General features: G+C 70.2%; 17 protein-coding genes, 1 tRNA gene and 1 pseudogene. 17 read left to right on the plus strand and 2 right to left on the minus strand.

The features are described 5' to 3' along the window. Nucleotides 1–1,182: 1,182 nt before the first annotated feature. From ACFY3J_RS31700 to ACFY3J_RS31710, 3 genes and pseudogenes are all read left to right on the plus strand, one after another. Nucleotides 1,183–2,250: pseudogene (locus ACFY3J_RS31700) on the plus strand (replication initiator); the annotation flags it as partial. Further along, nucleotides 2,223–2,417 carry a helix-turn-helix transcriptional regulator gene (locus ACFY3J_RS31705; RefSeq protein ID WP_390842269.1) on the plus strand — a complete coding sequence of 65 codons (195 nt, stop codon included), beginning with the start codon at nucleotides 2,223–2,225 and terminating at the stop codon, nucleotides 2,415–2,417. The pseudogene ACFY3J_RS31700 and the gene ACFY3J_RS31705, both read left to right, overlap by 28 nt. Then, nucleotides 2,414–3,787 carry a tyrosine-type recombinase/integrase gene (locus ACFY3J_RS31710; protein WP_390842270.1) on the plus strand — a complete coding sequence of 458 codons (1,374 nt, stop codon included), beginning with the start codon at nucleotides 2,414–2,416 and terminating at the stop codon, nucleotides 3,785–3,787. Before ACFY3J_RS31705 ends, ACFY3J_RS31710 begins: the two co-directional genes overlap by 4 nt. Before the next feature lie 73 nt (nucleotides 3,788–3,860). Here ACFY3J_RS31710 and ACFY3J_RS31715 read toward each other — a convergent pair whose 3' ends face one another. Continuing rightward, nucleotides 3,861–4,469, minus strand: a complete 609-nt coding sequence (locus ACFY3J_RS31715; protein ID WP_390842271.1) for a hypothetical protein — start codon at nucleotides 4,467–4,469, stop codon at nucleotides 3,861–3,863. Between the two features lie 335 nt (nucleotides 4,470–4,804). Beyond that, nucleotides 4,805–4,876: transfer RNA gene (locus tag ACFY3J_RS31720), tRNA-Arg, on the minus strand. Between the two features lie 113 nt (nucleotides 4,877–4,989). On the opposite strand from ACFY3J_RS31720, the gene ACFY3J_RS31725 reads away from it, so the two are divergent. The 14 genes from ACFY3J_RS31725 to glyA all read left to right on the plus strand — a co-directional run bounded on the left by ACFY3J_RS31725 (nucleotide 4,990) and on the right by glyA (nucleotide 22,314). Then, a complete protein-coding gene (locus tag ACFY3J_RS31725; protein WP_384172569.1) occupies nucleotides 4,990–5,460 on the plus strand; it encodes a response regulator in 471 nt (156 codons plus the stop codon). 211 nt (nucleotides 5,461–5,671) lie between these two features. Next, complete coding sequence (gene nrtL / locus ACFY3J_RS31730) at nucleotides 5,672–6,739, plus strand: ArgS-related anticodon-binding protein NrtL (protein WP_390842272.1); 1,068 nt, start codon at nucleotides 5,672–5,674, stop codon at nucleotides 6,737–6,739. Between the two features lie 26 nt (nucleotides 6,740–6,765). Beyond that, nucleotides 6,766–8,157 carry a diaminopimelate decarboxylase gene (gene lysA, locus ACFY3J_RS31735; protein ID WP_390842273.1) on the plus strand — a complete coding sequence of 464 codons (1,392 nt, stop codon included), beginning with the start codon at nucleotides 6,766–6,768 and terminating at the stop codon, nucleotides 8,155–8,157. A gap of 203 nt (nucleotides 8,158–8,360) precedes the next feature. Beyond that, entirely contained in the window at nucleotides 8,361–9,653 is a 1,293-nt protein-coding gene (locus tag ACFY3J_RS31740) for a homoserine dehydrogenase (protein ID WP_384171227.1), read from the plus strand. 6 nt (nucleotides 9,654–9,659) lie between these two features. Continuing rightward, nucleotides 9,660–10,718, plus strand: coding sequence for a threonine synthase (gene thrC / locus ACFY3J_RS31745; protein WP_384171224.1), 1,059 nt, complete (start codon nucleotides 9,660–9,662; stop codon nucleotides 10,716–10,718). Between the two features lie 602 nt (nucleotides 10,719–11,320). Beyond that, entirely contained in the window at nucleotides 11,321–12,250 is a 930-nt protein-coding gene (thrB, locus tag ACFY3J_RS31750) for a homoserine kinase (RefSeq protein ID WP_390842274.1), read from the plus strand. A gap of 417 nt (nucleotides 12,251–12,667) precedes the next feature. Then, the gene (rho, locus tag ACFY3J_RS31755; RefSeq protein WP_384171218.1) at nucleotides 12,668–14,725 is read left to right on the plus strand and encodes a transcription termination factor Rho; all 2,058 of its coding nucleotides are present in this window, start codon (nucleotides 12,668–12,670) and stop codon (nucleotides 14,723–14,725) included. Between the two features lie 441 nt (nucleotides 14,726–15,166). Beyond that, a complete protein-coding gene (locus tag ACFY3J_RS31760) occupies nucleotides 15,167–16,306 on the plus strand; it encodes an LCP family protein (protein ID WP_384171215.1) in 1,140 nt (379 codons plus the stop codon). Nucleotides 16,307–16,556: 250 nt separating this feature from the next. Continuing rightward, nucleotides 16,557–16,781, plus strand: coding sequence for a 50S ribosomal protein L31 (gene rpmE, locus ACFY3J_RS31765; protein ID WP_141358350.1), 225 nt, complete (start codon nucleotides 16,557–16,559; stop codon nucleotides 16,779–16,781). 117 nt (nucleotides 16,782–16,898) lie between these two features. Beyond that, nucleotides 16,899–17,966, plus strand: coding sequence for a peptide chain release factor 1 (gene prfA / locus ACFY3J_RS31770; protein WP_384171212.1), 1,068 nt, complete (start codon nucleotides 16,899–16,901; stop codon nucleotides 17,964–17,966). Nucleotides 17,967–18,061: 95 nt separating this feature from the next. After that, nucleotides 18,062–18,901 (plus strand): peptide chain release factor N(5)-glutamine methyltransferase, encoded by an 840-nt coding sequence (prmC, locus tag ACFY3J_RS31775; protein WP_390842287.1) that lies wholly within the window; start codon nucleotides 18,062–18,064, stop codon nucleotides 18,899–18,901. A gap of 52 nt (nucleotides 18,902–18,953) precedes the next feature. Next, nucleotides 18,954–19,601 (plus strand): L-threonylcarbamoyladenylate synthase, encoded by a 648-nt coding sequence (locus tag ACFY3J_RS31780; protein ID WP_141358346.1) that lies wholly within the window; start codon nucleotides 18,954–18,956, stop codon nucleotides 19,599–19,601. Then, nucleotides 19,598–20,230, plus strand: a complete 633-nt coding sequence (locus ACFY3J_RS31785; protein ID WP_225075583.1) for a protein-tyrosine-phosphatase — start codon at nucleotides 19,598–19,600, stop codon at nucleotides 20,228–20,230. Before ACFY3J_RS31780 ends, ACFY3J_RS31785 begins: the two co-directional genes overlap by 4 nt. Before the next feature lie 845 nt (nucleotides 20,231–21,075). After that, nucleotides 21,076–22,314 (plus strand): serine hydroxymethyltransferase, encoded by a 1,239-nt coding sequence (gene glyA, locus ACFY3J_RS31790; RefSeq protein WP_384172566.1) that lies wholly within the window; start codon nucleotides 21,076–21,078, stop codon nucleotides 22,312–22,314. Nucleotides 22,315–22,452: the final 138 nt, after the last annotated feature.

The raw sequence follows: 22,452 nt of genomic DNA on the forward strand, positions 1-22,452 counted from the left end.
GCATCGCCCGCCTGCACAACCTCACCATCGCTGGGTGACCCAGAAACGAGCAGGCCCGCAGGCACGGTCCAGATGATTTACGGGACAGCCCTTAGTAATGCCTTTCGCCTTGCTTGCAGACGGCCTTGAGGAGCGAATGATCCTTCGAGCCGCCGCATCGAATCCAAGTGCTTCCGGAAAGCTCGGAACGTCCCTTGGGCGTTTGGGCAACAAATGGGCATCGCGGCTAGGTGAGATACCAGGTGTCAAGGTTGCAACGGAAGTGAAGGTACTGGCACACAATCGCCGGAAAATTGGAGACCTAGACATCGTCGCTCTCGATCGCGATCGGAAGAGCGGGTTGATAGTTGAGGCAAAGTGGCCGATCGATGCGCGCGTCCTCGCGGACGCCTGGAAACAAGAATCTGCAATAGATAAAGGACGAGAACAGATTGAACGCCTCAAGAGCGAGATATCAGACGGTGCAATTGTGAAACTTCCGCAAGGCTGGCCGCAGTTTTCCGATGTCGAGTGGACATGGATAGTCGGCACTGCTCGCTATTTGGATCCGCGTAGATCCTCGGATGGGCCGCCAGTCACTTGTCTTAGGTTGATCGAACAGCTGCTGCCGGCTACCTCTGTACACGACTTGTTGCAGAGGCTTAAAAATCTTCCGTACCCGCAGGAGGGGAGGGAGTTTACGCTTTCTTGGAAGCGGGTGGTCGTAGGCGGAGTAACAGTGAAAGCGAGAATGATTGAGCTTCTTGCCACTACGCCAAGGGTGCCAACAGACAGGAGGCGTTCACGCGGCTGGACGTGAGGAGCGGTCACGCGTCCGACTCGCCACGAACGCAACCTCAGCTCCCATCCCGTCCGCCGTCGACCCACACGCAGTGGAGCGGGCGTGGCCCCTGGTGTCCAGGTGGAGCGCGCCACTGTACGAACGACCTGGACGCCAGGGGCCACGCCTGCTCGGCTTCGCCTGGGTCGACGGCGGACGGGATGGGAGCCCCCGCAACCACCCACGGACCCGCACCCGGCAGCGCTACCCCCTGGCTCCCGGTGCCGGCCGATCCCCCGCCGGAGGCATCGTCCTTGACTGCGAGTCGAGAAGTGCGAGCCGCCCGCTTCATCGCCCTGGCCCAACCACGTGGGCGGGCGTAGGCGTAGCGCCCGTAGCGCGGGCCGGAGGCATGAGCGCGACTGATCACCGCCGGACTCCGCGGCGGCAAGGGCACCTCCGAACGGGTCGCCACGCATCCGCGCGTCTTCGCTACCTTCACCGCCCCCGGCTTCGGCCCGGTCCACAACCGCCCCTCCGGCGGGCGGAACTGCCGCTGCGGCGTCCGGCACGAGGAAGGTGACGCCGTCCTGGGGACTTCCCTCGACCCGGAGTCCTACGATTACGAAGCGGCCGTGCTGTGGAACGCGCACGCGGGGGCGCTGTGGCGGCGGTTCTCGATCTACCTTCGCCGGGAGGTCGCCAAGCGGGCCGGCCTCACCCAGCGGGCGTTCCGGGAACACGCCCGGGTCTCCTTCGCGAAGGTGGCCGAGTACCAGAAGCGGGGCGCCGTCCATTTCCATGCCGTGATCCGCCTCGACGGCCCGGACGGCGGCGACTCCACCCCTCCCGCCTGGGCCACGGCCGAGTTGCTGACCGATGCCATTAGGGCAGCTGCGACCACAGCGCGAGTCGACGGGCCGGTGATCGACGAACGGGCACACTCTTTCGTCTTCGGCCGTCAGCTCGACGTCCGTACGATTCGCTCCGCTGACTTCGACGGCGGCCAGGAGCTGACCGAGCGGGCCGTAGCGGCGTACATCGCCAAGTACGCCACCAAGGGCGCCGAGACCGCGACGGGCACCTTAGACCGGCCGATCAAGTTCCTCGCCGAGCTGGCCCAAGCACGGATCACCGAACACGCCCGGCGCATGATCCGCACCGCCTGGACCCTGGGCGCCCGGCCCGAGCTGGCAGACCTCCGCCTGCGAGCCTGGGCCCACATGCTCGGCTTCCGCGGCCACTTCTCCACCAAGTCCCGCCGCTACTCGACCACCCTCGGCGCCCTCCGCGACGCTCGCGTCGACTGGCGCCGGACCCAAGCGGCTCCGCCCGTCCCGCAGGACGGGGAAACAACGCTCGTCCTCGCGCACTGGGTCTTCGCCGGTACCGGCCTGTCCCGCGCCGAAGCCTGGCTCGCCGAATCCCTTGAACCCGCCCCCGGAACGGAAGGAGAACCGACATGGACCGCCGACGCGACGAACTGTTGACCGTGAGCCAGGTCCTCGACGAGTTGGGCGGTGTTTCTCGGCGGACCTTTTACCGCTGGCGCGAGTTGGGTCTTGGGCCGGCGGCTTTCAAGCTTCCTAACGGCGAGCTGCGAGTCTGGCGGAGCGACTTCTCCGCCTGGCTCCGACAGTTGGAGGCGGCGGCGTGAAGTCTCTCGACGTAAAGGTGTGGGGCGTCCGGAAGAGGAACACCAAGAAGTCGTCCTATGACGTCCGATGGACCGTTGCCGGGAACGTGTTCTCCGAACAGTTCCGCACCAAAGCGCTCGCGGACCATTACCGTTCCAAGTTGCTCCGTGCCGCTCATGCTGGCGAAGAGTTCGACACGGCGATGGGGCTACCCGACTCAATGGTCGAGAAGGCGGCCTCAATGACCTGGTACGCCTTCGCCCTGAAGTATCTGTCCATGAAGTGGCCGCACGCGGCGCCGAACACGCGCAACGGGATCAATGAGGCGCTGACCGCCCTGACGATGGCCCTTCTCGACGAGCGTCCGGGACGGCCGTCCGAGGAACTGATCAGGAAGGCGCTTCGCAACTGGGCCTTCGTCCTTCCCGGTCCGAATGAGCGTGAATTGCCGAGCGAGATCGCGAACGCTTTGCATTGGGTGGCCAAGGCGTCGCGCCCGCTTTCGGATCTCGGTGACGCCGCCATCGGTAGGGCCGTCCTGGACTCGCTCAAGCTGAAGCTCGACGGGACGGCGGCAGCCGCGGAGACCGTCCAGCGCAAGCGTCGGACACTCGTCAACGCGATGCACTACGCGGTGGACCTTGGTGAGTTCAAGGAGAACCCGGTCACGGGCATCCGCTGGAAGAAGCCGAAGGTCGCCGGGGAGGTCGATCCCCGGGTGGTCGCCAATCCCGAGCAGGCTCGTTCCCTGCTGACTGCGGTCTCGTATGTCGGCGAGTACGGCCGCGCGCGTGGCCGTCGACTCGTCGGCCTGTTCGCCTGCATGTACTACGGCGCTCTACGTCCGGCTGAGGCCGTCGGCCTCGCTGGCGCGGACCTGAAGCTGCCCAAGGTCGGTTGGGGGACGGCACTGCTGAACCGGACGCGCCCCAGTGTCGGTAAGCAGTGGACGGACTCCGGCGAGACCCACGACGACCGCGGCCTGAAGAACCGGCCGGCCGAAGAGGTCCGGCTCGTACCGATCCCGCCCCAGCTCGTCGCCATCCTCCGGCAGCACCTCGACACCTTCGGCACCGCGGAGGACGGGCGCTTGTTCATGAACGAACGCGGGGGAGTGGTCGGCTCCTCGACGTACTACCGCGTCTGGCAGGAGGCTCGGGCGCTGGCGCTCCCGCCTGCTGCGGTCGCTTCGCCGCTCGCTGCCCGGCCGTACGACCTCCGGCACTCGGCGCTGTCGACGTGGCTCAACTCCGGTGTGGACCCCACAGAGGTGGCCGAACGCGCGGGCAACAGCGTTGAGGTCCTGCTGAGCCGCTACGCCAAGTGCATCGACGGACGGCAGGAGATCGCCAACCGCAAGATCGAGGAGCTGTTGCGCGAATACGAGTGATCACTGCTGCGCCAGGCGTAGGCCCCCGGAAATCTCCGGGGGCCTACGTTTTGGCAAGGTCAGCTGTAGATTGTCAGGAGCCGACCTGCTGGTGCGTCGTCAGCCCGAGCTCGGTGTTGAACCAGTTCGGAAGCTCTTGGGCCGCACCCACCTCCAGACGCATGAGCGCCCGCACATGGCCCTGCTGCGGGATGATGGAGTCCAAGCGGCCAATGACCTGGTCGAGCCGCGTCTGATGGGCGGATGACTCTGACTCGCCTGCCGCCTTCATAAGGTGCCTGTAGGCGATCGTGAGCTGGGCGTTGACTTTGCTCTCGAGCTCAAGTACTGCGTCGCTTGCGACCAGCTGAGCCTCAGCACGGGTGTCTCGTTGGGCACGCCGCGCGCTACTCACTTCCGCTGCTTCCGCGTCGGCAGATCCCGATTTCAGCGCGTAAGCGTACGCCAGCATCGCGTCTCTGTAGTGGCGATCATGGGCGTTGAGCTGAACATAGCAGCTCCGGAGCTGATCGATCCTGCGTTGATCTTCAGAAGCCTGCTGTTCTGCGGTGCGGACCCGTTCGTCTTGCTCAGACCTGCGCAACTCCGCCCGCTGAGCGAGGATCTGAGTGATCAATGCGGAGGCCAGCGTGCCGCCTACACCAACGATTGCAACGATTACAGAGATGATCTCGCCGGACATCCCCACCCCCTGGGCTCACCTGAGTTCCCCTGATGTGCAGACGGTAGCTAACGCCCCTGCACGGCTCGCTCTAAACGCTGATGGTCGCCGAGGAGCTGCTGCCGGCGTGGCGTCGCCGACGGCTCATCCCGCGTGGTGCCTGCTACCCGGCCTCTCGACCCGTCCAGGCCCTATTTGGCAGTGCTGACCTGGACAGATGCTTCAAGATCCTGTCCACAAATAGTCCACAGACCCCGTCCTAGGGCCGCTCAGCGCTGCATACGCCTGCACATGCAAGAAGACCCCGGCCTCAGCGTTTCCGCTGGTGACGGGGTCTTTGGGCACCTCATGAGGGGTGCCCCCGGCAGGATTCGAACCTGCGCACACGGCTCCGGAGGCCGTTGCTCTATCCCCTGAGCTACGGGGGCGGGTCGGGCGCGTTGTCTGCGCGGCGACGGGTAGAACACTACCAGTTCCGGGAGGGTGGTCATGAACGTTTTCCGGTGGGGCCGTGGGGGTGGGTCCCCCGGACGGGGTGGAAGTGGGGAAAAGCCGGACGCGGTGGCCGGTGCGGACCTACTCTCGAGTGGTGCCAGCCGCTTCGGGTCGGGTGCTTGTTGTGGACGACAACAAGGTCATCCGGCAGCTGATCAGGGTCAATCTTGAGCTTGAGGGGCTCGAGGTCGTGACCGCGGCCGATGGTGCCGAGTGTCTGGATGTCGTGCATCGGGTGCGGCCCGATGTCGTCACGCTCGATGTCGTCATGCCGCGACTGGACGGGCTGCGGACCGCGGCCCGGCTGCGGGCCGATCCGCTCACCCGCGATCTTCCGCTCGCCATCGTCAGCGCCTGTTCGCAGAATGAGGTCGAGGCCGGGCTCGATGTCGGCGTCGACGCCTTCCTCGCCAAGCCCTTCGAGCCCGCGGAACTCGTGCGGGTCGTGCGGCGGTTGATCGACGGTGGGGCCCGTGGGGCCGGGGAGGCCGAGCCCGCCGGGCGTAGTAGCGGCTGAATCGGTTCATGGGTATGAGCAAGTGGGCGGGGGCGTTCGCCGTTGCCTGAGATGCCTCAGCTGATCGACGTCTTCGCCCAGGCCGGCAGGCCGAGACTCAGGCGCTCCGCAGCTCCGCAGCTCCGTGGATTCCGGCGGTGTTCGTCCACATGGCGATACCGCGCCCAAATGAGTTCGCATACCCACCCCCCTCCTCCCCTACGCTTGTCCCGTGACCCCCGTGGAGCTCTCCCGTACCGTGCTGAGCGCGGTCCGTCGCGCTGTCGACGTGGGGGAGCTGAGCGTCGGCGTGCCCGAGCGGGTCGTGGTCACGCCGCCTCGGCCCGGCGGTTGTGGTGACTACGCCACCAACATCGCCCTCCAGCTCGCCCGGCCCGCCGGACAGCCCGCGCCGCTCGTCGCCCAGGTGCTCCGGGGCCATCTGCTCGGCCTCGACGGCATCGACGACGTCACCGTCACCGGGCCCGGGTTCCTCAACATCAGCCTCCGCGACGCCGACGCCGAGGCCGCCCTCGTCCGGCTGGTGGAGGACATTCGGGGGTCCGGGGAGCGGTACGGATACGCCCCGCGGCCGACCGGGACCGTCGTCGAGCTGCGCTGTCCCCACGAGGTCCGTGCCGTTGTTGTCGCGGATGTCGTGGCGCGGCTTCTCCGGTCCCAGGGGGGCGGGGGAAGGGTGAGCTGCGCGAGTTCTCTCCCCGCCGACTGGGAGCGGGTCCTGGGCGTCCACATCGATGCCACTGGTGACGCGCTCCCCGCCGTCGACATCCGTCCCGTCCCCGCCCTCGCCGACCCCCTCCCCCTCGGCCGCGACGCCGCCCGCTGGGCCCTGTTGCTCCCCGCCGGTCACGACCGGCCCCGTATCGGCGACGAGTGTGACGAGCAGGACGGGCATCTCGTCCAGCGCGAGAGCAACCCTCTCTTCCGTGTCCGGTACGCCCACGCCCGCACCCAGGCTCTCGGTCGCAACGCGGCCGACCTGGGATTCGGTGCCGAGCCGGGGCCCGTCGACGTGGTCCCGTCCGAGCTGGTCACCCTGCTCGCCGACCATCCCCGCGTGCTCGCCCGCGCCGCGGACCACCGCGCTCCCGACGTTCTCGCCCGGCACCTCGTCAGCGTTGCCGATGCCGTGCTGCCCTTCCTCGCGACCGTGCTGCCGCGCGGGGAGGAGAAACCCTCGGCCGCCCACCGCGCCCGGCTCGCCCTTGCCGAAGCCGCCGGGACGGTGCTGGCCGGTGGCCTGTCCCTGCTCGGCATCGACGCACCCGAACACCTCTGAGAGAGTCCACAGAGAGCCGCACTGACATGAGCCGATCCGCACATCCCGCCGGGCCCCGTCACGCCGATGTCCTGCCCGAGGGGCACTACTCCGCCCCGCCCGCCGACCTCAACGCCCTCGACCCCAAGGTCTGGGCGCAGACCGTCCACCGGCGCGAGGACGGTGTCGTGACCGTCGGCGGTATCGCCGTCACCGACCTCGCCGAACGGGTCGGCACCCCCGCCTACGTCCTCGACGAAGCCGACTTCCGGGCCCGGGCGCGGGCCTGGCGCAACGCCTTCGGGCACGACGCCGACGTCTTCTACGCCGGGAAGGCGTTCCTGTCCCGGGCCGTCGTGAGGTGGCTCGACGAGGAGGGGCTGAACCTCGACGTCTGCTCCGGCACCGAACTCGCCACCGCGCTCTCCGCCGGAATGCCGGCCGAGCGGATCGCCTTCCACGGCAACAACAAGTCCCCGAACGAGATCCAGCGGGCCGTCGAGGCCGGGGTCGGGCGGATCGTGCTCGACTCCTTCCAGGAGATCGTGCGGGTCGCCCACATCGCGCAGTCGCTCGGGAAGCGGCAGCGGGTGCAGATCCGGATCACGGTCGGCGTGGAGGCGCACACGCACGAGTTCATCGCCACCGCGCACGAGGACCAGAAGTTCGGCATCCCGCTGGCCGGGGGACAGGCCGCCGAGGCCGTACGGCGGGCCCTCCAGCTCGACGGGCTCGAACTCATCGGCATCCACTCGCACATCGGGTCGCAGATCTTCGACATGTCCGGGTTCGAGGTGGCCGCGCACCGCGTGGTGCGGCTGCTCAAGGACATCCGGGACGAGCACGGGGTCGAGTTGCCGGAGATCGACCTCGGTGGCGGGCTCGGGATCGCGTACACCAGCAACGACGACCCGCGTGAGCCGCACGAGATCGCCAAGGCGCTGACCGAGATCGTCACCCGTGAGTGCGAGGCCGCCCGGCTCCGTACGCCCCGTATCTCCGTCGAGCCGGGGCGCGCCATCGTCGGGCCCACCGCCTTCACGCTCTACGAGGTCGGCACCATCAAGCCGCTGGAGGGGCTGCGGACGTACGTGTCCGTGGACGGCGGCATGTCCGACAACATCCGCACCGCGCTCTACGACGCCGAGTACAGCGTCGCGCTCGTCTCCCGGGTCTCCGACGCCGAGCCGATGCTCGTCCGGGTCGTGGGCAAGCACTGCGAGAGCGGGGACATCGTGGTCAAGGACGCCTTTCTGCCGGCCGACCTGGCACCCGGTGACCTCATCGCCGTGCCGGCCACGGGTGCGTACTGCCGGTCCATGGCCAGCAACTACAACCACGCGCTGCGTCCGCCGGTCGTCGCCGTCGCGAACGGGGAGGCCCGGGTGATCGTCCGCCGGGAGACGGAGGAGGACCTCCTGCGGCTCGACGTCGGATGACCTCAGTGATCCCAATGACTCCGATGACGCCAATGACCCCGATGACGCCCACGGTGACCGCGGCGCGGGGCGGCCGGAAGATCTCCTGTTTTCCAGGCCGACGAAAATGAAATAAACGTCTCACGATCCGGACAAATAGCAGAAACTCCGTTCCGGTGAGTGAGACTGGTCCAACCGTAGACGGTATGAGGAAACGAGGTCGGATGATGCGTACGCGTCCGCTGAAGGTGGCGCTGCTGGGCTGTGGGGTTGTCGGCTCAGAGGTGGCGCGCATCATGACGACGCACGCCGACGACCTCACAGCCAGGATCGGGGCCCCGGTGGAGCTCGCCGGGGTCGCCGTGCGGCGCCCCGACAAGGTGCGCGAGGGCATCCCCGCCGACCTCGTCACCACCGACGCCACCGCGCTCGTCAAACGCGGCGACATCGACGTCGTGGTCGAGGTCATCGGGGGGATCGAGCCCGCCCGGACGCTCATCACCGCCGCCTTCGAGCACGGCGCCTCCGTCGTCTCCGCGAACAAGGCCCTGCTCGCCCAGGACGGGGCCGCCCTGCACGCCGCCGCGGAGGCGAACGGCAGGGACCTCTACTACGAGGCCGCCGTCGCCGGTGCCATCCCGCTGATCCGGCCGCTGCGCGAGTCCCTCGCGGGGGACAAGGTCAACCGGGTGCTCGGCATCGTCAACGGCACCACCAACTTCATCCTCGACAAGATGGACTCCACGGGGGCCGGCTACCAGGAGGCCCTCGACGAGGCCACCGCGCTCGGGTACGCGGAGGCCGACCCGACCGCCGACGTCGAGGGGTTCGACGCCGCCGCCAAGGCCGCCATCCTCGCCGGGATCGCCTTCCACACGCGCGTACGGCTCGACGACGTCTACCGCGAGGGCATGACCGAGGTCACCGCCGCGGACTTCGTCTCCGCCAAGGAGATGGGCTGCACCATCAAGCTGCTCGCCATCTGCGAGCGGGCCGAGGACGGCGGGTCCGTCACCGCCCGGGTGCACCCCGCGATGATTCCGCTCACCCACCCGCTGGCCTCCGTGCGCGGCGCCTACAACGCCGTGTTCGTCGAGTCCGACGCGGCCGGGCAGCTCATGTTCTACGGGCCCGGCGCCGGCGGCTCGCCCACCGCCTCCGCCGTGCTCGGCGACCTCGTCGCCGTGTGCCGCAACCGGCTCAGCGGGGCCACCGGGCCCGGCGAGTCGGCGTACGCGGCGCTGCCCGTGTCGCCCATGGGCGACGTCGTCACGCGCTACCACATCAGCCTGGACGTCGCCGACAAACCGGGTGTGCTCGCCCAGGTCGCCACCGTGTTCGCCGAGCACGGGGTTTCCATCGACACTGTTCGCCAGCAGGGCAAGGACGGCGAGGCCTCCCTCGTCGTCGTCACCCACCGCGCTTCCGACGCCGCCCTCGGCGGGACCGTGGAGGCGCTGCGCAAGCTCGACACCGTGCGGGGTGTCGCCAGCATCATGCGGGTTGAAGGAGAGTAACCAGCAATGACCCACCAGTGGCGCGGAATCATCGAGGAGTACCGGGACAGGCTGCCGGTGTCCGACAGCACGCCGGTCGTGACGCTCCGCGAGGGCGGTACGCCCCTCGTGCCCGCGCAGGTGCTCTCCGAGCGCACCGGCTGCGAGGTCCACCTCAAGGTCGAGGGCGCGAACCCGACCGGGTCCTTCAAGGACCGCGGTATGACGATGGCGATCAGCAAGGCCAAGGAGGAGGGCGCGAAGGCCGTCATCTGCGCCTCCACCGGCAACACGTCCGCCTCCGCGGCCGCCTACGCCGTACGGGCCGGGATGGTCTCCGCGGTGCTGGTGCCGCAGGGCAAGATCGCGCTCGGCAAGATGGGCCAGGCGCTCGTGCACGGCGCGAAGATCCTCCAGGTCGACGGCAACTTCGACGACTGCCTCACGCTCGCCCGCGCGCTCAGCGACAACTACCCCGTGGCGCTGGTCAATTCGGTCAACCCGGTGCGTATCGAGGGCCAGAAGACGGCTTCCTTCGAGATCGTCGACATGCTCGGCGACGCACCCGACATCCATGTCCTGCCGGTCGGCAACGCGGGCAACATCACCGCCTACTGGAAGGGCTACCGCGAGTACGCGGCGGACGGCGTCGCCACCAGGACGCCCCGCATGTGGGGCTTCCAGGCCTCCGGCAGTGCGCCGATCGTGCGCGGCGAGGTCGTCAAGGACCCCTCGACCATCGCCACCGCGATCCGTATCGGCAACCCCGCCTCCTGGACGTACGCCCTGGCCGCGCGCGACGAGTCCGGTGGTGCCATCGACGAGGTGACGGACCGTGAAATCCTGCGCGCCTACCGGCTGTTGGCCGCGCAGGAGGGCGTCTTCGTCGAGCCGGCGTCCGCCGCGTCCGTGGCCGGACTGCTGAAGGCGGCCGAGCAGGGCAAGGTCGACCCCGGCCAGCGCATCGTGTGCACGGTCACCGGCAACGGCCTCAAGGACCCCGACTGGGCCATCGCCGGCGCCCCCCAGCCGGTCACGGTCCCGGTCGACGCGGCCACGGCGGCCGAACGCCTGGGCCTGGCCTGACCGCACCGCCCGCACCGTCGACGACGAGCGCGACGACGGACCGACCGCGTCCGGCTCGCACGGGCCGGCTCCGAACGGGCCGGCTTTGCACGAGTCGGCGCAGGTCGAGCCAGTGACGGCTGGGTCATCACCGGTCGGTCGTCGTCGGCTCAGCTGTTCCGTCGCATGTCAGGGCGGATCGGCCGCCGTCGTCCGGTGCCCTGGCGCGGTCCGGTCGGCGGCACCCGCCGTCGACGCTCCCGACGCCCCCGTCCGCCGACGGCGCCCGTCGGTCCTGCGCTCAGGCCGCTCGCCCGCCGCGTTTCGCCCGGTCGGCGCAACGCGTGCGCACCGCGCAAGGTACGCAACCGCGTGGCGTGCGGAGGCGTCTGTCTCAGGAGACTTCGGAGGAGGGTGGCACGGGGGGCTTGCGACACGCATCGTGCGCCTCCCGTGCGCCCTATGTCGCCACTGAACTTTCCTTCGATAGGCTGTAGGGAACCCGACCGCCGCACACGCCCACGCAGGTGGCGGTGCCGCGCCGTCTCCGCGGCCTGAGGGTCTTCCCCGTTCCTGTCGAGTGTCATTCGACCATCACGCAGCTCAAGGAGAGTCAACGAGCGATGGCCGGTCCCGCGTTCCGCGCCGCCGCCGTCCGGGTGCGCGTCCCCGCCACCAGCGCCAACCTCGGCCCAGGCTTCGACGCCTTCGGCCTGTCGCTGGGGCTCTACGACGACGTCGTGGTCCGGGTGGCCGACTCCGGGCTGCACATCGACATCGCCGGCGAGGGCAGCGAGACGCTGCCGCGGGACGAGAAGCACCTGCTCGCCCGCTCGCTGCGCACCGCCTTCGACGTCCTCGGCGGACAGCCGCGCGGCCTGGAGATCGTCTGCGCCAACCGCATTCCGCACGGCCGCGGCCTCGGTTCCTCCTCCGCCGCCATCTGCGCCGGAATAGTCGCGGCCCGCGCCGTGACCATAGGCGCCGAGGCCAGGCTCGACGACACCGCGCTGCTCGAGCTGGCCACCGAGATCGAGGGCCACCCGGACAACGTGGCGGCCTGTCTGCTGGGCGGGTTCACCCTGTCCTGGATGGAGGCCGGAGCGGCCCGGGCCATCAGGATGGAGCCCTCCGATTCCATCGTTCCGGTGGTTTTCGTGCCGGGAAAGCCGGTGCTCACCGAAACCGCGCGCGGCCTGCTGCCGCGCACCGTGCCGCACGTGGACGCCGCCGTCAACGCGGGCCGCGCCGCCCTGCTCGTCGAGGCCCTCACCCGGCGCCCCGAGCTGCTGTTGCCGGCCACCGAGGACCGCCTCCACCAGGAGTACCGCGCCCCCGCCATGCCGGAGAGCGCGGCGCTGGTGGAGCGGCTGCGGGCGGACGGCATCCCCGCGGTCATCTCCGGCGCCGGACCCACCGTCATGGCGCTCGCGGACGCGGGCAGCGCCGACAAGGTGGAGCAACTGGCGGGCGCCGACTGGGCCGCCAACAGGCTGAGTCTCGACCTGCAAGGAGCTTGCGTACTGCCGCTCGCGGCAGGCGCGGAGATCTGAAATCCGGCGGTTGCCGGATTTCGAGAGGGGGAATGTTTGTTGGATCCGGTAGTGTTAACCTCAAGTCTGCACCCGACCCCACCATGGCGAGGTGCCTTGTGTCCCCGTCCGGGACAGACATTCCTCCGGGAGCCCCCCAAGCCGCACTGTGTGGTGTACGTCGTACCTGGGCAGTACCTCGTATGCGCACACTGAGCGGTCCGCCGGGCACGCTCCGGAATCGGTGCGACCACGCCACGTGACTCAGTGACACTCGATGCCGCTGATGGTCGAGGAAGCGCCAATCACCAGAAATTTCTTCCGCCGCTTTGGGCGGACCACCGCCCCGGCACGGTTCACCTGCAAGGACCGAAGCCGGACAGCACAACCGGTCGCCGAGCCAGACAGGCCGACGTCCGCTCCAGGGAAGGACCCTTCGTGAGCGACACCACCGATCTGATGGGCGCACGTGTCGAGGAGACCGCTGCCGCGCCCGCCACGGACGCCTCCGCGCCTGCCACCGGTGCCGGCTCCCGGCGGCGCCGCGGTACCGGCCTCGAGGGCATGGTGCTGGCCGAGCTGCAACAGGTCGCATCCGGCCTCGGTATCAGGGGCACCGCGCGCATGCGCAAGAGCCAGCTGATCGAGGTCATCAAGGAGGCGCAGGCGGCCGGGGGCGCCCCCGCCGCGAAGGCCGCGCCTGCCGCGGGGGACGCCACCGAGACCAAGCCGAAGCGCCGCAGCACCTCCCGCGCCCGCACGGGCGAGGAGGCCGCGTCCGCGAAGAAGGCGGCCGAGGCCCCCTCCGCCAAGCCCTCGAACGACGTGGAGCAGTCGGGCGCCCCCGCCAAGGCCGTGGCGCAGCAGCAGATCGAGATCCCCGGCCAGCCGGCTGGGGGCACCGCCCGCTCGAGCGAGGCCGAGCGTGGGGGAGAGGACGCTCCGGCCGAGCGTCGCCGCCGTCGGGCCACCGCGGAGGCGGGCGCCCCCGCGGGCAGCGCCGAGACCGTCGCCGCCGAGCCGAAGGCCGAGACCCCGGCCCAGCAGCAGTCGCAGGGCGACGCCAAGGGCGATGCCGGTGACGGCGGCGACGGCCGCCGTCGCGACCGCCGTGAGCGCGGCCGGGACCGCGACCGCGACCGCCGCGGCAAGGGCGACGACCAGCAGGGCCAGGGCGGTCAGCAGCAGCGCCAGCAGGGCCAGCAGCAGAGCGGCGGCCGGCCGGACCGTCAGCAGCGGCCCGACGAGGACGGGGACGACTTCGAGGGCGGCCGCCGGGGCCGTCGCGGCCGCTACCGCGACCGCCGTGGCCGCCGTGGCCGCGACGACGTCTCCGAGCCGCAGATCGCCGAGGACGACGTCCTGATCCCCGTCGCGGGCATCCTGGACATCCTCGACAACTACGCCTTCATCCGCACGTCGGGCTACCTGCCGGGTCCCAACGACGTGTACGTCTCCCTCGCCCAGGTCCGCAAGAACGGCCTGCGCAAGGGCGACCACGTCACCGGTGCGGTGCGCCAGCCCAAGGACGGCGAGCGTCGCGAGAAGTTCAACGCGCTGGTCCGGCTGGACTCCGTCAACGGCATGGCGCCCGAACACGGCCGTGGGCGGCCGGAGTTCAACAAGCTGACGCCGCTGTACCCGCAGGACCGGCTCCGTCTGGAGACCGACCCGGGCGTCCTGACCACCCGCATCATCGACCTGGTCTCGCCCATCGGCAAGGGCCAGCGCGGTCTGATCGTGGCCCCGCCGAAGACCGGCAAGACCATGATCATGCAGGCGGTCGCCAACGCGATCACGCACAACAACCCCGAGTGCCACCTGATGGTCGTCCTCGTCGACGAGCGTCCGGAAGAGGTCACCGACATGCAGCGGTCGGTCAAGGGCGAGGTCATCTCCTCGACCTTCGACCGCCCGGCCGAGGACCACACCACGGTCGCCGAGCTCGCCATCGAACGCGCCAAGCGTCTGGTGGAGCTGGGCCACGACGTGGTCGTGCTGCTGGACTCGATCACCCGTCTGGGCCGTGCGTACAACCTGGCGGCCCCGGCCTCCGGCCGCATCCTGTCCGGTGGTGTCGACTCCACGGCCCTGTACCCGCCGAAGCGGTTCTTCGGTGCGGCCCGCAACATCGAGGACGGCGGTTCGCTGACCATCCTCGCCACCGCCCTGGTGGACACCGGGTCCCGCATGGACGAGGTGATCTTCGAGGAGTTCAAGGGCACCGGCAACATGGAGCTCAAGCTCGACCGGAAGCTCGCCGACAAGCGCATCTTCCCCGCGGTGGACGTCGACGCGTCCGGCACCCGCAAGGAAGAGATCCTGCTCGGCAACGAGGAGCTGGCCGTCGTCTGGAAGCTGCGCCGGGTGCTGCACGCGCTCGACCAGCAGCAGGCGATCGAGCTGCTCCTCGACAAGATGAAGCAGACCAAGTCGAACGTCGAGTTCCTGATGCAGATCCAGAAGACCACCCCGACTCCCGGCAACGGCGACTAGGCGTTCCGCCGAGCAAGCCGGACCAGCCGGGTGAACCGGTAAGTGGTGAGCAGAAGGCCGCCCCCTGTTTCAGGGGGGCGGCCTTCTGCCGTTCCCGGCCGTACGGGCGTTCCCGGCCGTACGGGCGTTCCCGGCCGTACGGGCGTTGCAGGCCGTACGAGACCTCCGCCACAGGCACCGTGCCCCGCTCCGGCTCCCCACGGCGCCGTCCGGACCCGTGTCACCGCAGGTGAGTGGGACTACCAAGCGGTACACAGTCCCGCATGGTGCCTATGTCCGCATGTGGTGGACACAGGGTGTTGTGCAACCCTTTCCCGAGTTCCCCCGTCTGACCGTACGAGCGACGATAGTGCGGTACGGGTCTCATCGACCGAGAACAGACCGGGGTCCGACCCCGACCGCAGGGGGTAGCCGACCGTAGACACGAGAACCGAGGAGCGCATGCCTGCCGACAGCACGCGAGGACCGGGCATACCAGGGGAATCCGGCGACACCGGGCCCCGTCGCCGCGCCAAGGGCCGCCGTCGCAAGCCCCCCACCGGGCGGCGCAGGGCCCTGACGGCCATGGCCTGGACCGCCGCGGGGATCGTCGTGCTCGGCGGCGCGGGGGCCGGCTTCCTCTACTTCAAGCTCAACGGCAACCTCAGGACGATCGACATCAACCAGGCCCTCGGCGGCGACCGGCCCACCAAGGCCGACAACGGATCCGAGAACATCCTGGTCCTCGGTTCCGACACCCGCGCCGGCGGCAACAGGAAGCTCGGCGGCGGCACCGACGACGGCAGCGCCCGCTCCGACACGGCGATGATCGTGCACGTCTACGAGGGCCACAAGAAGGCCGGAGTGGTCTCCATACCGCGCGACACCCTCGTCGACCGCCCCGAGTGCACCGACGCCAAGGGTGGCACGCACGCCGCGGAGCACGACGCGATGTTCAACGAGTCGTACTCCACCGGCGGCGCCGCCTGTGCGGTGAAGACCGTCGAGTCGATGACCGGCCTGCGCATGGACCACTACCTGGAGGTCGACTTCAGCGGCTTCCGGAAGCTCGTCGACGAACTCGGCGGAGTCCGGGTCACCACGACGAGGAACATCGAAGACCCGCAGAGCCACCTCGACCTCAAGGCCGGCACGCACACCCTCGACGGACAGCAGGCCCTCGGTCTGGTCCGTACCCGGCACGGCGTCGGCGACGGCTCCGACCTCGGCCGCATCCAGCTCCAGCAGGCCTTCGTCAAGGCCCTGGCCGACCAGGTCAAGCACATCGGCGTGCTCACCAACCCCAAGAAGCTCTACGACCTCGCCGACACCGCGACCAGGACCGTCACCGCCGACTCCGACCTCGGCTCGGTGAACTCCCTGATCGCCTTCGCCGACGGCCTGAAGGGCATCAGTTCCTCCCGCATGACCATGGTCACGATGCCGGTGCGGTACGACCCGGCCAACCCCAACCGCGTCCTCGTGGAGAAGGTCAAGGCCCAGCAGCTCTGGAACGCCCTCAGGAACGACGAGCCCATCCCCAGGACGGCCACCGAGGGCACGGCCACCGGCAAGGCCAAGGGCGTGGTGAGCGCCCCCTGACTGGAGCGGGGAACTGCGCGACAGGCCACGATCGACCCGCACCCGCCCACGGCGGACACACGTCACCCCGGCATGCGGGAAACCCACCCCCGCCCCGCAGAGACCCGCAGGCACCCGCCGGGAATACCCGACCCCACCCCCCGGTTTGGGTGGATGGCCCCAGTCCTGGCAGACTGGTACGTCGGCTCCGGTTCACGCTCCACATCCCGCGGCTGCGACCCGGCGCCCTCCCGGAACTCTAGGAGACACCTTGAAGCGCGACATCCACCCCGCGTACGTCGAGACGCAGGTCAGCTGCACCTGCGGCGCGTCGTTCACCACCCGCAGCACCATCGAGTCCGGCAGCATCCGGGCCGAGGTCTGCTCCGAGTGCCACCCGTTCTACACGGGCAAGCAGAAGATCCTCGACACCGGTGGCCGTGTGGCCCGCTTCGAGGCCCGCTTCGGCAAGGCTGCCGCCGGCTCCAAGAAGTAGCGAGCCCCTTTTCGCCGGTCCACGGCCGTGCCCCCACCGCGGGGTGCGCCGGGACCGGCGTTTTTGGTCGCCCGCCTTCCCCCACCCCAGCAGTACAGGCAGTACAGGAGCCGAAAGATGTTCGAGGCCGTCGAGGAACTCGTCGCCGAGCACGCCGATCTGGAGAAGCAGCTCGCCGACCCGTCGGTCCACGCCGACCAGGCCAACGCGCGCAAGCTCAACAAGCGCTACGCCGAGCTCACCCCGATCGTCGCCGCGTACCGCTCCTGGAAGCAGACCGGCGACGACATCGACACCGCGCGCGAACTCGCCGCGGACGACCCCGACTTCGCGGCCGAGGTCAAGGAGCTGGAGCAGCAGCGGGAGGAGTTGACCGAGAAGCTGCGCTTCCTGCTCATCCCTCGCGACCCCAGCGACGACAAGGACGTCATCCTCGAGATCAAGGCGGGCGCGGGCGGCGACGAGTCGGCCCTGTTCGCCGGCGACCTGCTGCGCATGTACCTGCGGTACGCCGAGCGGGTCGGCTGGAAGACCGAGATCATCGACGCCACCGAGTCCGAGCTGGGCGGTTACAAGGACGTCCAGGTCGCGGTGAAGAGCCGCGGGCAGACCGAGCCCGGCCAGGGCGTGTGGGCCCGGCTGAAGTACGAGGGCGGGGTGCACCGCGTGCAGCGGGTGCCGGCCACCGAGTCCCAGGGCCGTATCCACACCTCCGCGGCCGGTGTGCTGGTCACCCCCGAGGCCGAGGAGGTGGACGTGGAGATCAGCGCCAACGACCTCCGCATCGACGTCTACCGGTCCTCCGGGCCCGGCGGCCAGTCCGTCAACACCACCGACTCCGCGGTGCGCATCACGCACCTGCCCACCGGAGTCGTCGCCTCCTGCCAGAACGAGAAGAGCCAGCTGCAGAACAAGGAGCAGGCGCTGCGTATCCTGCGCTCCAGGCTGCTCGCCATGGCGCAGGAGGAGGCGGAGCGGGAAGCCGCCGACGCTCGCCGCAGCCAGGTCCGCACCGTCGACCGCTCCGAGAAGATCCGCACCTACAACTTCCCGGAGAACCGCATCTCGGACCACCGCGTCGGCTTCAAGGCGTACAACCTGGACCAGGTCCTGGACGGCGAGCTGGACGCGGTGATCCAGGCCTGCGTCGACGCGGACTCGGCCGCCAAGCTCGCGGCCGCCTAAGACACGTACGCACGCGGGACGTGCGTACGTACGAGCACCAACGGAGGACCAGCGTGCAGCAAGAATCCGGGGGGCGACCCCCGAGCCCCCGCAGCGTGCTGCTCGCGGAGGTGGCGCAGGCCACCCAGCGGCTGGCCGACGCGGGCGTGGACTCGCCGCGCACCGACGCGGAGGAACTCGCCGCGTTCGTGCACGGCGTCAAGCGGGGCCAGCTGCACACCGTGAAGGACGCCGACTTCGACGCCCGCTACTGGGAGGTCATCGCCCGGCGCGAGCAGCGCGAGCCGCTCCAGCACATCACCGGGCGGGCGTACTTCCGGTATCTGGAACTCCAGGTCGGGCCGGGGGTGTTCGTGCCCCGGCCGGAGACCGAGTCCGTGGTCGGCTGGGCCATAGACGCCGTACGGGCCATGGACGTCGTCGAGCCGTGCATCGTCGACCTGTGCACCGGCTCGGGGGCCATCGCGCTCGCCCTCGCCCAGGAGGTGCCGCGTTCGCGCGTGCACGCCGTGGAGCTGAGCGAGGACGCCCTGAAGTGGACCAGCAAGAACATGGAGGGGTCCAGGGTCGACCTGCGCCAGGGCGACGCCCTGACGGCCTTCCCGGACCTCGACGGCCAGGTCGACCTCGTCATCTCCAACCCGCCGTACATCCCGCTCACCGAATGGGAGTACGTCGCTCCCGAGGCCCGCGACTACGACCCGGAGCTGGCGTTGTTCTCCGGGGAGGACGGTCTCGAACTGATCCGCGGCATCGAGCGCACCGCGCACCGGCTGCTGCGGCCCGGCGGAGTCGTCGTCGTCGAGCACGCCGACACCCAGGGCGGACAGGTGCCGTGGATCTTCACCGAGGAGCTGGGCTGGGCCGACGCCGCCGACCACCCCGACCTCAACAACCGGCCGCGGTTCGCCACCGCCCGCAAGGCGCTGCCGTGACCCCCATCAGGACTTCTGACCAGCAGTACGTGTACGAGGAGGCCCGCTGACAATGGCACGGCGATACGACACCAACGACGCCACCGACCGCGTGACGGGTCTGCGCGAGGCGGCGTCCGCCGTCCGCCGCGGCGAACTCGTGGTGCTGCCCACCGACACGGTCTACGGCATCGGCGCCGACGCGTTCTCCTCCGAGGGCGTGGCCGACCTGCTCGCCGCCAAGGGCCGGGGCCGCAACATGCCCACCCCCGTCCTCATCGGCTCCCCGAACACGCTGCACGGACTGGTCACGGACTTCTCCGAGATGGCCTGGGAACTCGTGGACGCCTTCTGGCCGGGCGCGCTGACGCTGGTCGCGCGGCACCAGCCGTCCCTCCAGTGGGACCTCGGGGACACCCGGGGCACGGTCGCGGTGCGGATGCCGCTGCACCCGGTCGCCATCGAACTGCTCACGGAGGTCGGCCCGATGGCCGTGTCGTCGGCGAACCTGACCGGCCACCCCGCGCCGGAGAACTGCGGCGCCGCGCAGGACATGCTCGGCGACTCCGTCTCCGTCTACCTCGACGGCGGCCCGACCCCCGGCAACGTCCCGTCCTCCATCGTCGACGTCACCCGCAAGGTGCCCGTGCTGCTGCGCGAGGGCGCCCTGTCGCCGGAGGAGCTGCGCAAGGTGGTACCCGACCTCGAGGTGGCGAATTGACGGCCCCTGACGCGGGGCGTGGCATAGGCGACACCTTCCGCATCCTGCACGTCAGCACCGGCAACGTGTGCCGTTCGCCCATCACCGAGCGGCTGACCCGGCACTTCGTGGCGGACCGGCTCGGGGATCCGCGGGGCGGCGGGCTGATCGTGGAGAGCGCGGGCACCTGGGGCCACGAGGGCGCGCCGATGGAGGCCAACGCGGAGACCGTGCTGGCCGACTTCGGCGCGGACGCCTCCGGCTTCACCGGCCGGGAACTGCTGGACGAGCATGTGATCTGCGCCGACCTGGTGCTCACCGCGACCCTGGACCACCGTGCCCAGGTCATCTCCATGGGCCACTCGGCGGGCCTGCGCACCTTCACCCTCAAGGAGTTCACCCGCCTGGTGAAGGCGATAGACACGGCCACGCTGCCGCCCCTGGAGGACGGCGTGGTCGAACGCGCCCGCGCCCTGGTCCGTGCCGCCGCCGCTCTACGCGGGTGGCTCCTGGCCCCGACCGCGGAGGCCGACGAGGTCTACGACCCCTACGGCGCCCCCCTGACGTTCTTCCGCTCCGTCGGCGACGAGATACACCAGGCCCTGGACCCGGTGGTAACGGCCCTGACGGGAGTCCCGGCCCGCGCCTGACCCCCGCCGGGCCCCGCAGCGGACGGGGAACCGCCCCCTGGGACGGCGCCAACCACCCAGCACCTGCCGCGCTCCGGCGCGGGGGCCGGGGGTGCCCTGTGAGGTCGTGCGCGGGTCGCCTCGGGTGACGGCCTCGGCGCGTGTCTGCGAAGCTTCTGGCGGGCTGGAAGGCCCGGGGCCCTGCGTTGGGGCCCGGGGTGCCCGTGGGGGCCGCGCCTGCTCTGGGCCGGTGGGCGTGGTGCGGGTGTGCCCTGGGCCGCGTCGGTGATGGTGCCTGTGGGGCGCGTCTGGCGTTGGAGGGCCCGAGTCCCGGCTGGAGGCGCCCTGCGTAGGCGCGTACGGACTGCGTCGGGGCCACTCGGCCTGCTCGGCCGGTGGGCATGGTGCCGGTGCGTCGGTGTGGCCTCGGGGCTGCGTCGGTGATGGCCTGGACGCGTGTCTGCGGGGCGTCCGGCGGGTCGGGAGGCGCGGGGCCGAGGGGGCCCGCTTGGGTCGCGCACGGGGCCGGTCGGCCTGCTCCGGTGGGTCCGTGCGTGGGTTGCGTCTATGGTCGGCCTCGGCGTGTGCCTGTCGGGCGTCCGGCAGGCCGCGGGCTCGTGCGTGGCTCCGGGGCCCGGCCGGAGGCTCCATGGACCGTACGTCCCGGCTGGAGGCTCCTGGAGGGGCCTGTCGGCCCGCGGGTGACCCGGCGGTTGTCGCTGTCTCCCAGGCCCGGCTGCCGGCGTCGTACGGGCGTGAGCAGAGAGGTACGCGAGGGGTAGCCGTGTCGGCGTAAGGGGCCGCGCGGGGTGGGGTTGGTGGGCCTACATTGGACGTACGTCAACGTCGACCGCCCGGAGCCCGACATGTCGGTCATCCCTGTTCTCGAGGCCGATCTCCTGCGCCGGCAGGACCCCGAACTGGCCGACGTCCTGCTCGGGGAGCTCGACCGGCAGTCGACGACGCTCCAGTTGATCGCGGCCGAGAACTTCACCTCGCCGGCGGTGCTCGCCACGCTCGGCTCGGTGCTGGCGAACAAGTACGCCGAGGGCTATCCCGGCGCCCGGCACCACGGCGGCTGCGAGATCGTCGACGTCGCCGAACGCCTCGCCGTGGCGCGGGCCAAGGCCCTGTTCGGTGCCGAACACGCCAACGTGCAGGCCCACTCGGGCTCGTCCGCGGTGCTCGCCGCGTACGCGGCGCTGCTGCGGCCCGGCGACACCGTCCTCGCCCTCGGCCTGCCCTACGGCGGACACCTCACGCACGGCTCGCCCGCGAACTTCTCCGGCCGCTGGTTCGACTTCGTCGGCTACGGCGTCGACGCCGAGACCGGACTCATCGACCACCAGCAGGTGCGCACGCTCGCCCACGCGCACCGGCCCAAGGCGATCGTGTGCGGCTCCATCGCCTACCCGCGCCACATCGACTACGCCTTCTTCCGCTCGGTCGCCGACGAGGTCGGCGCCTATCTGATCGCCGACGCGGCCCACCCCATCGGACTCGTCGCCGGCAAGGCGGCGCCCAACCCCGTCCCGTACGCCGACGTGGTGTGCGCCACCACCCACAAGGTGCTGCGCGGTCCGCGTGGCGGGATGCTCCTGTGCGGCGGCGGGCTGGCCGAGCGCGTCGACCGCGCCGTCTTCCCCTTCACCCAGGGCGGCGCCCAGATGCACACCATCGCCGCCAAGGCCGTGGCGTTCGGCGAGGCCGCGACCCCGGCCTTCTCCGCCTACGCCCACCAGGTCGTCGCCAACGCGCGGGTGCTCGCGGCCCGGCTGGCCGCCGAGGGCCTGACCGTCACCACCGGCGGCACGGACACCCACCTGATCACCGCCGACCCGGCGCCGCTCGGCATCGAGGGACGCACCGCGCGCGGACGGCTGGCCGCCGCCGGTATCGTTCTCGACTGCTGCGCGCTGCCGCACGCCGACGGCCGCGGGCTGCGCCTGGGCACCGCCGCGGTGACCAGCCAGGGCATGGGCCAGCAGGAGATGGAGTGGATAGCCGTCCTGTTGGGCAAGGTGCTGCGCGGCGAGGTCGACGGGGCGAGCGCGCGTGAGGACGTGCGCGAACTCACGGTCCGGTTTCCGCCGTATCCCGGCTGAGACGGGGTAGCGGAACGGTCGTACAAAACCGTACACAGCCACACGTGCAACCATCGTCGCTACCCGGAAGTCCACATACATATGCCTGCGTCGCTAGGGTGTGGGGCTGAGAAGGCCAGCGAGACCTGTGGGGAAGCC

The organism is Streptomyces sp. NPDC001231 (genome assembly GCF_042896885.1).
Lineage (GTDB): Bacteria > Actinomycetota > Actinomycetes > Streptomycetales > Streptomycetaceae > Streptomyces.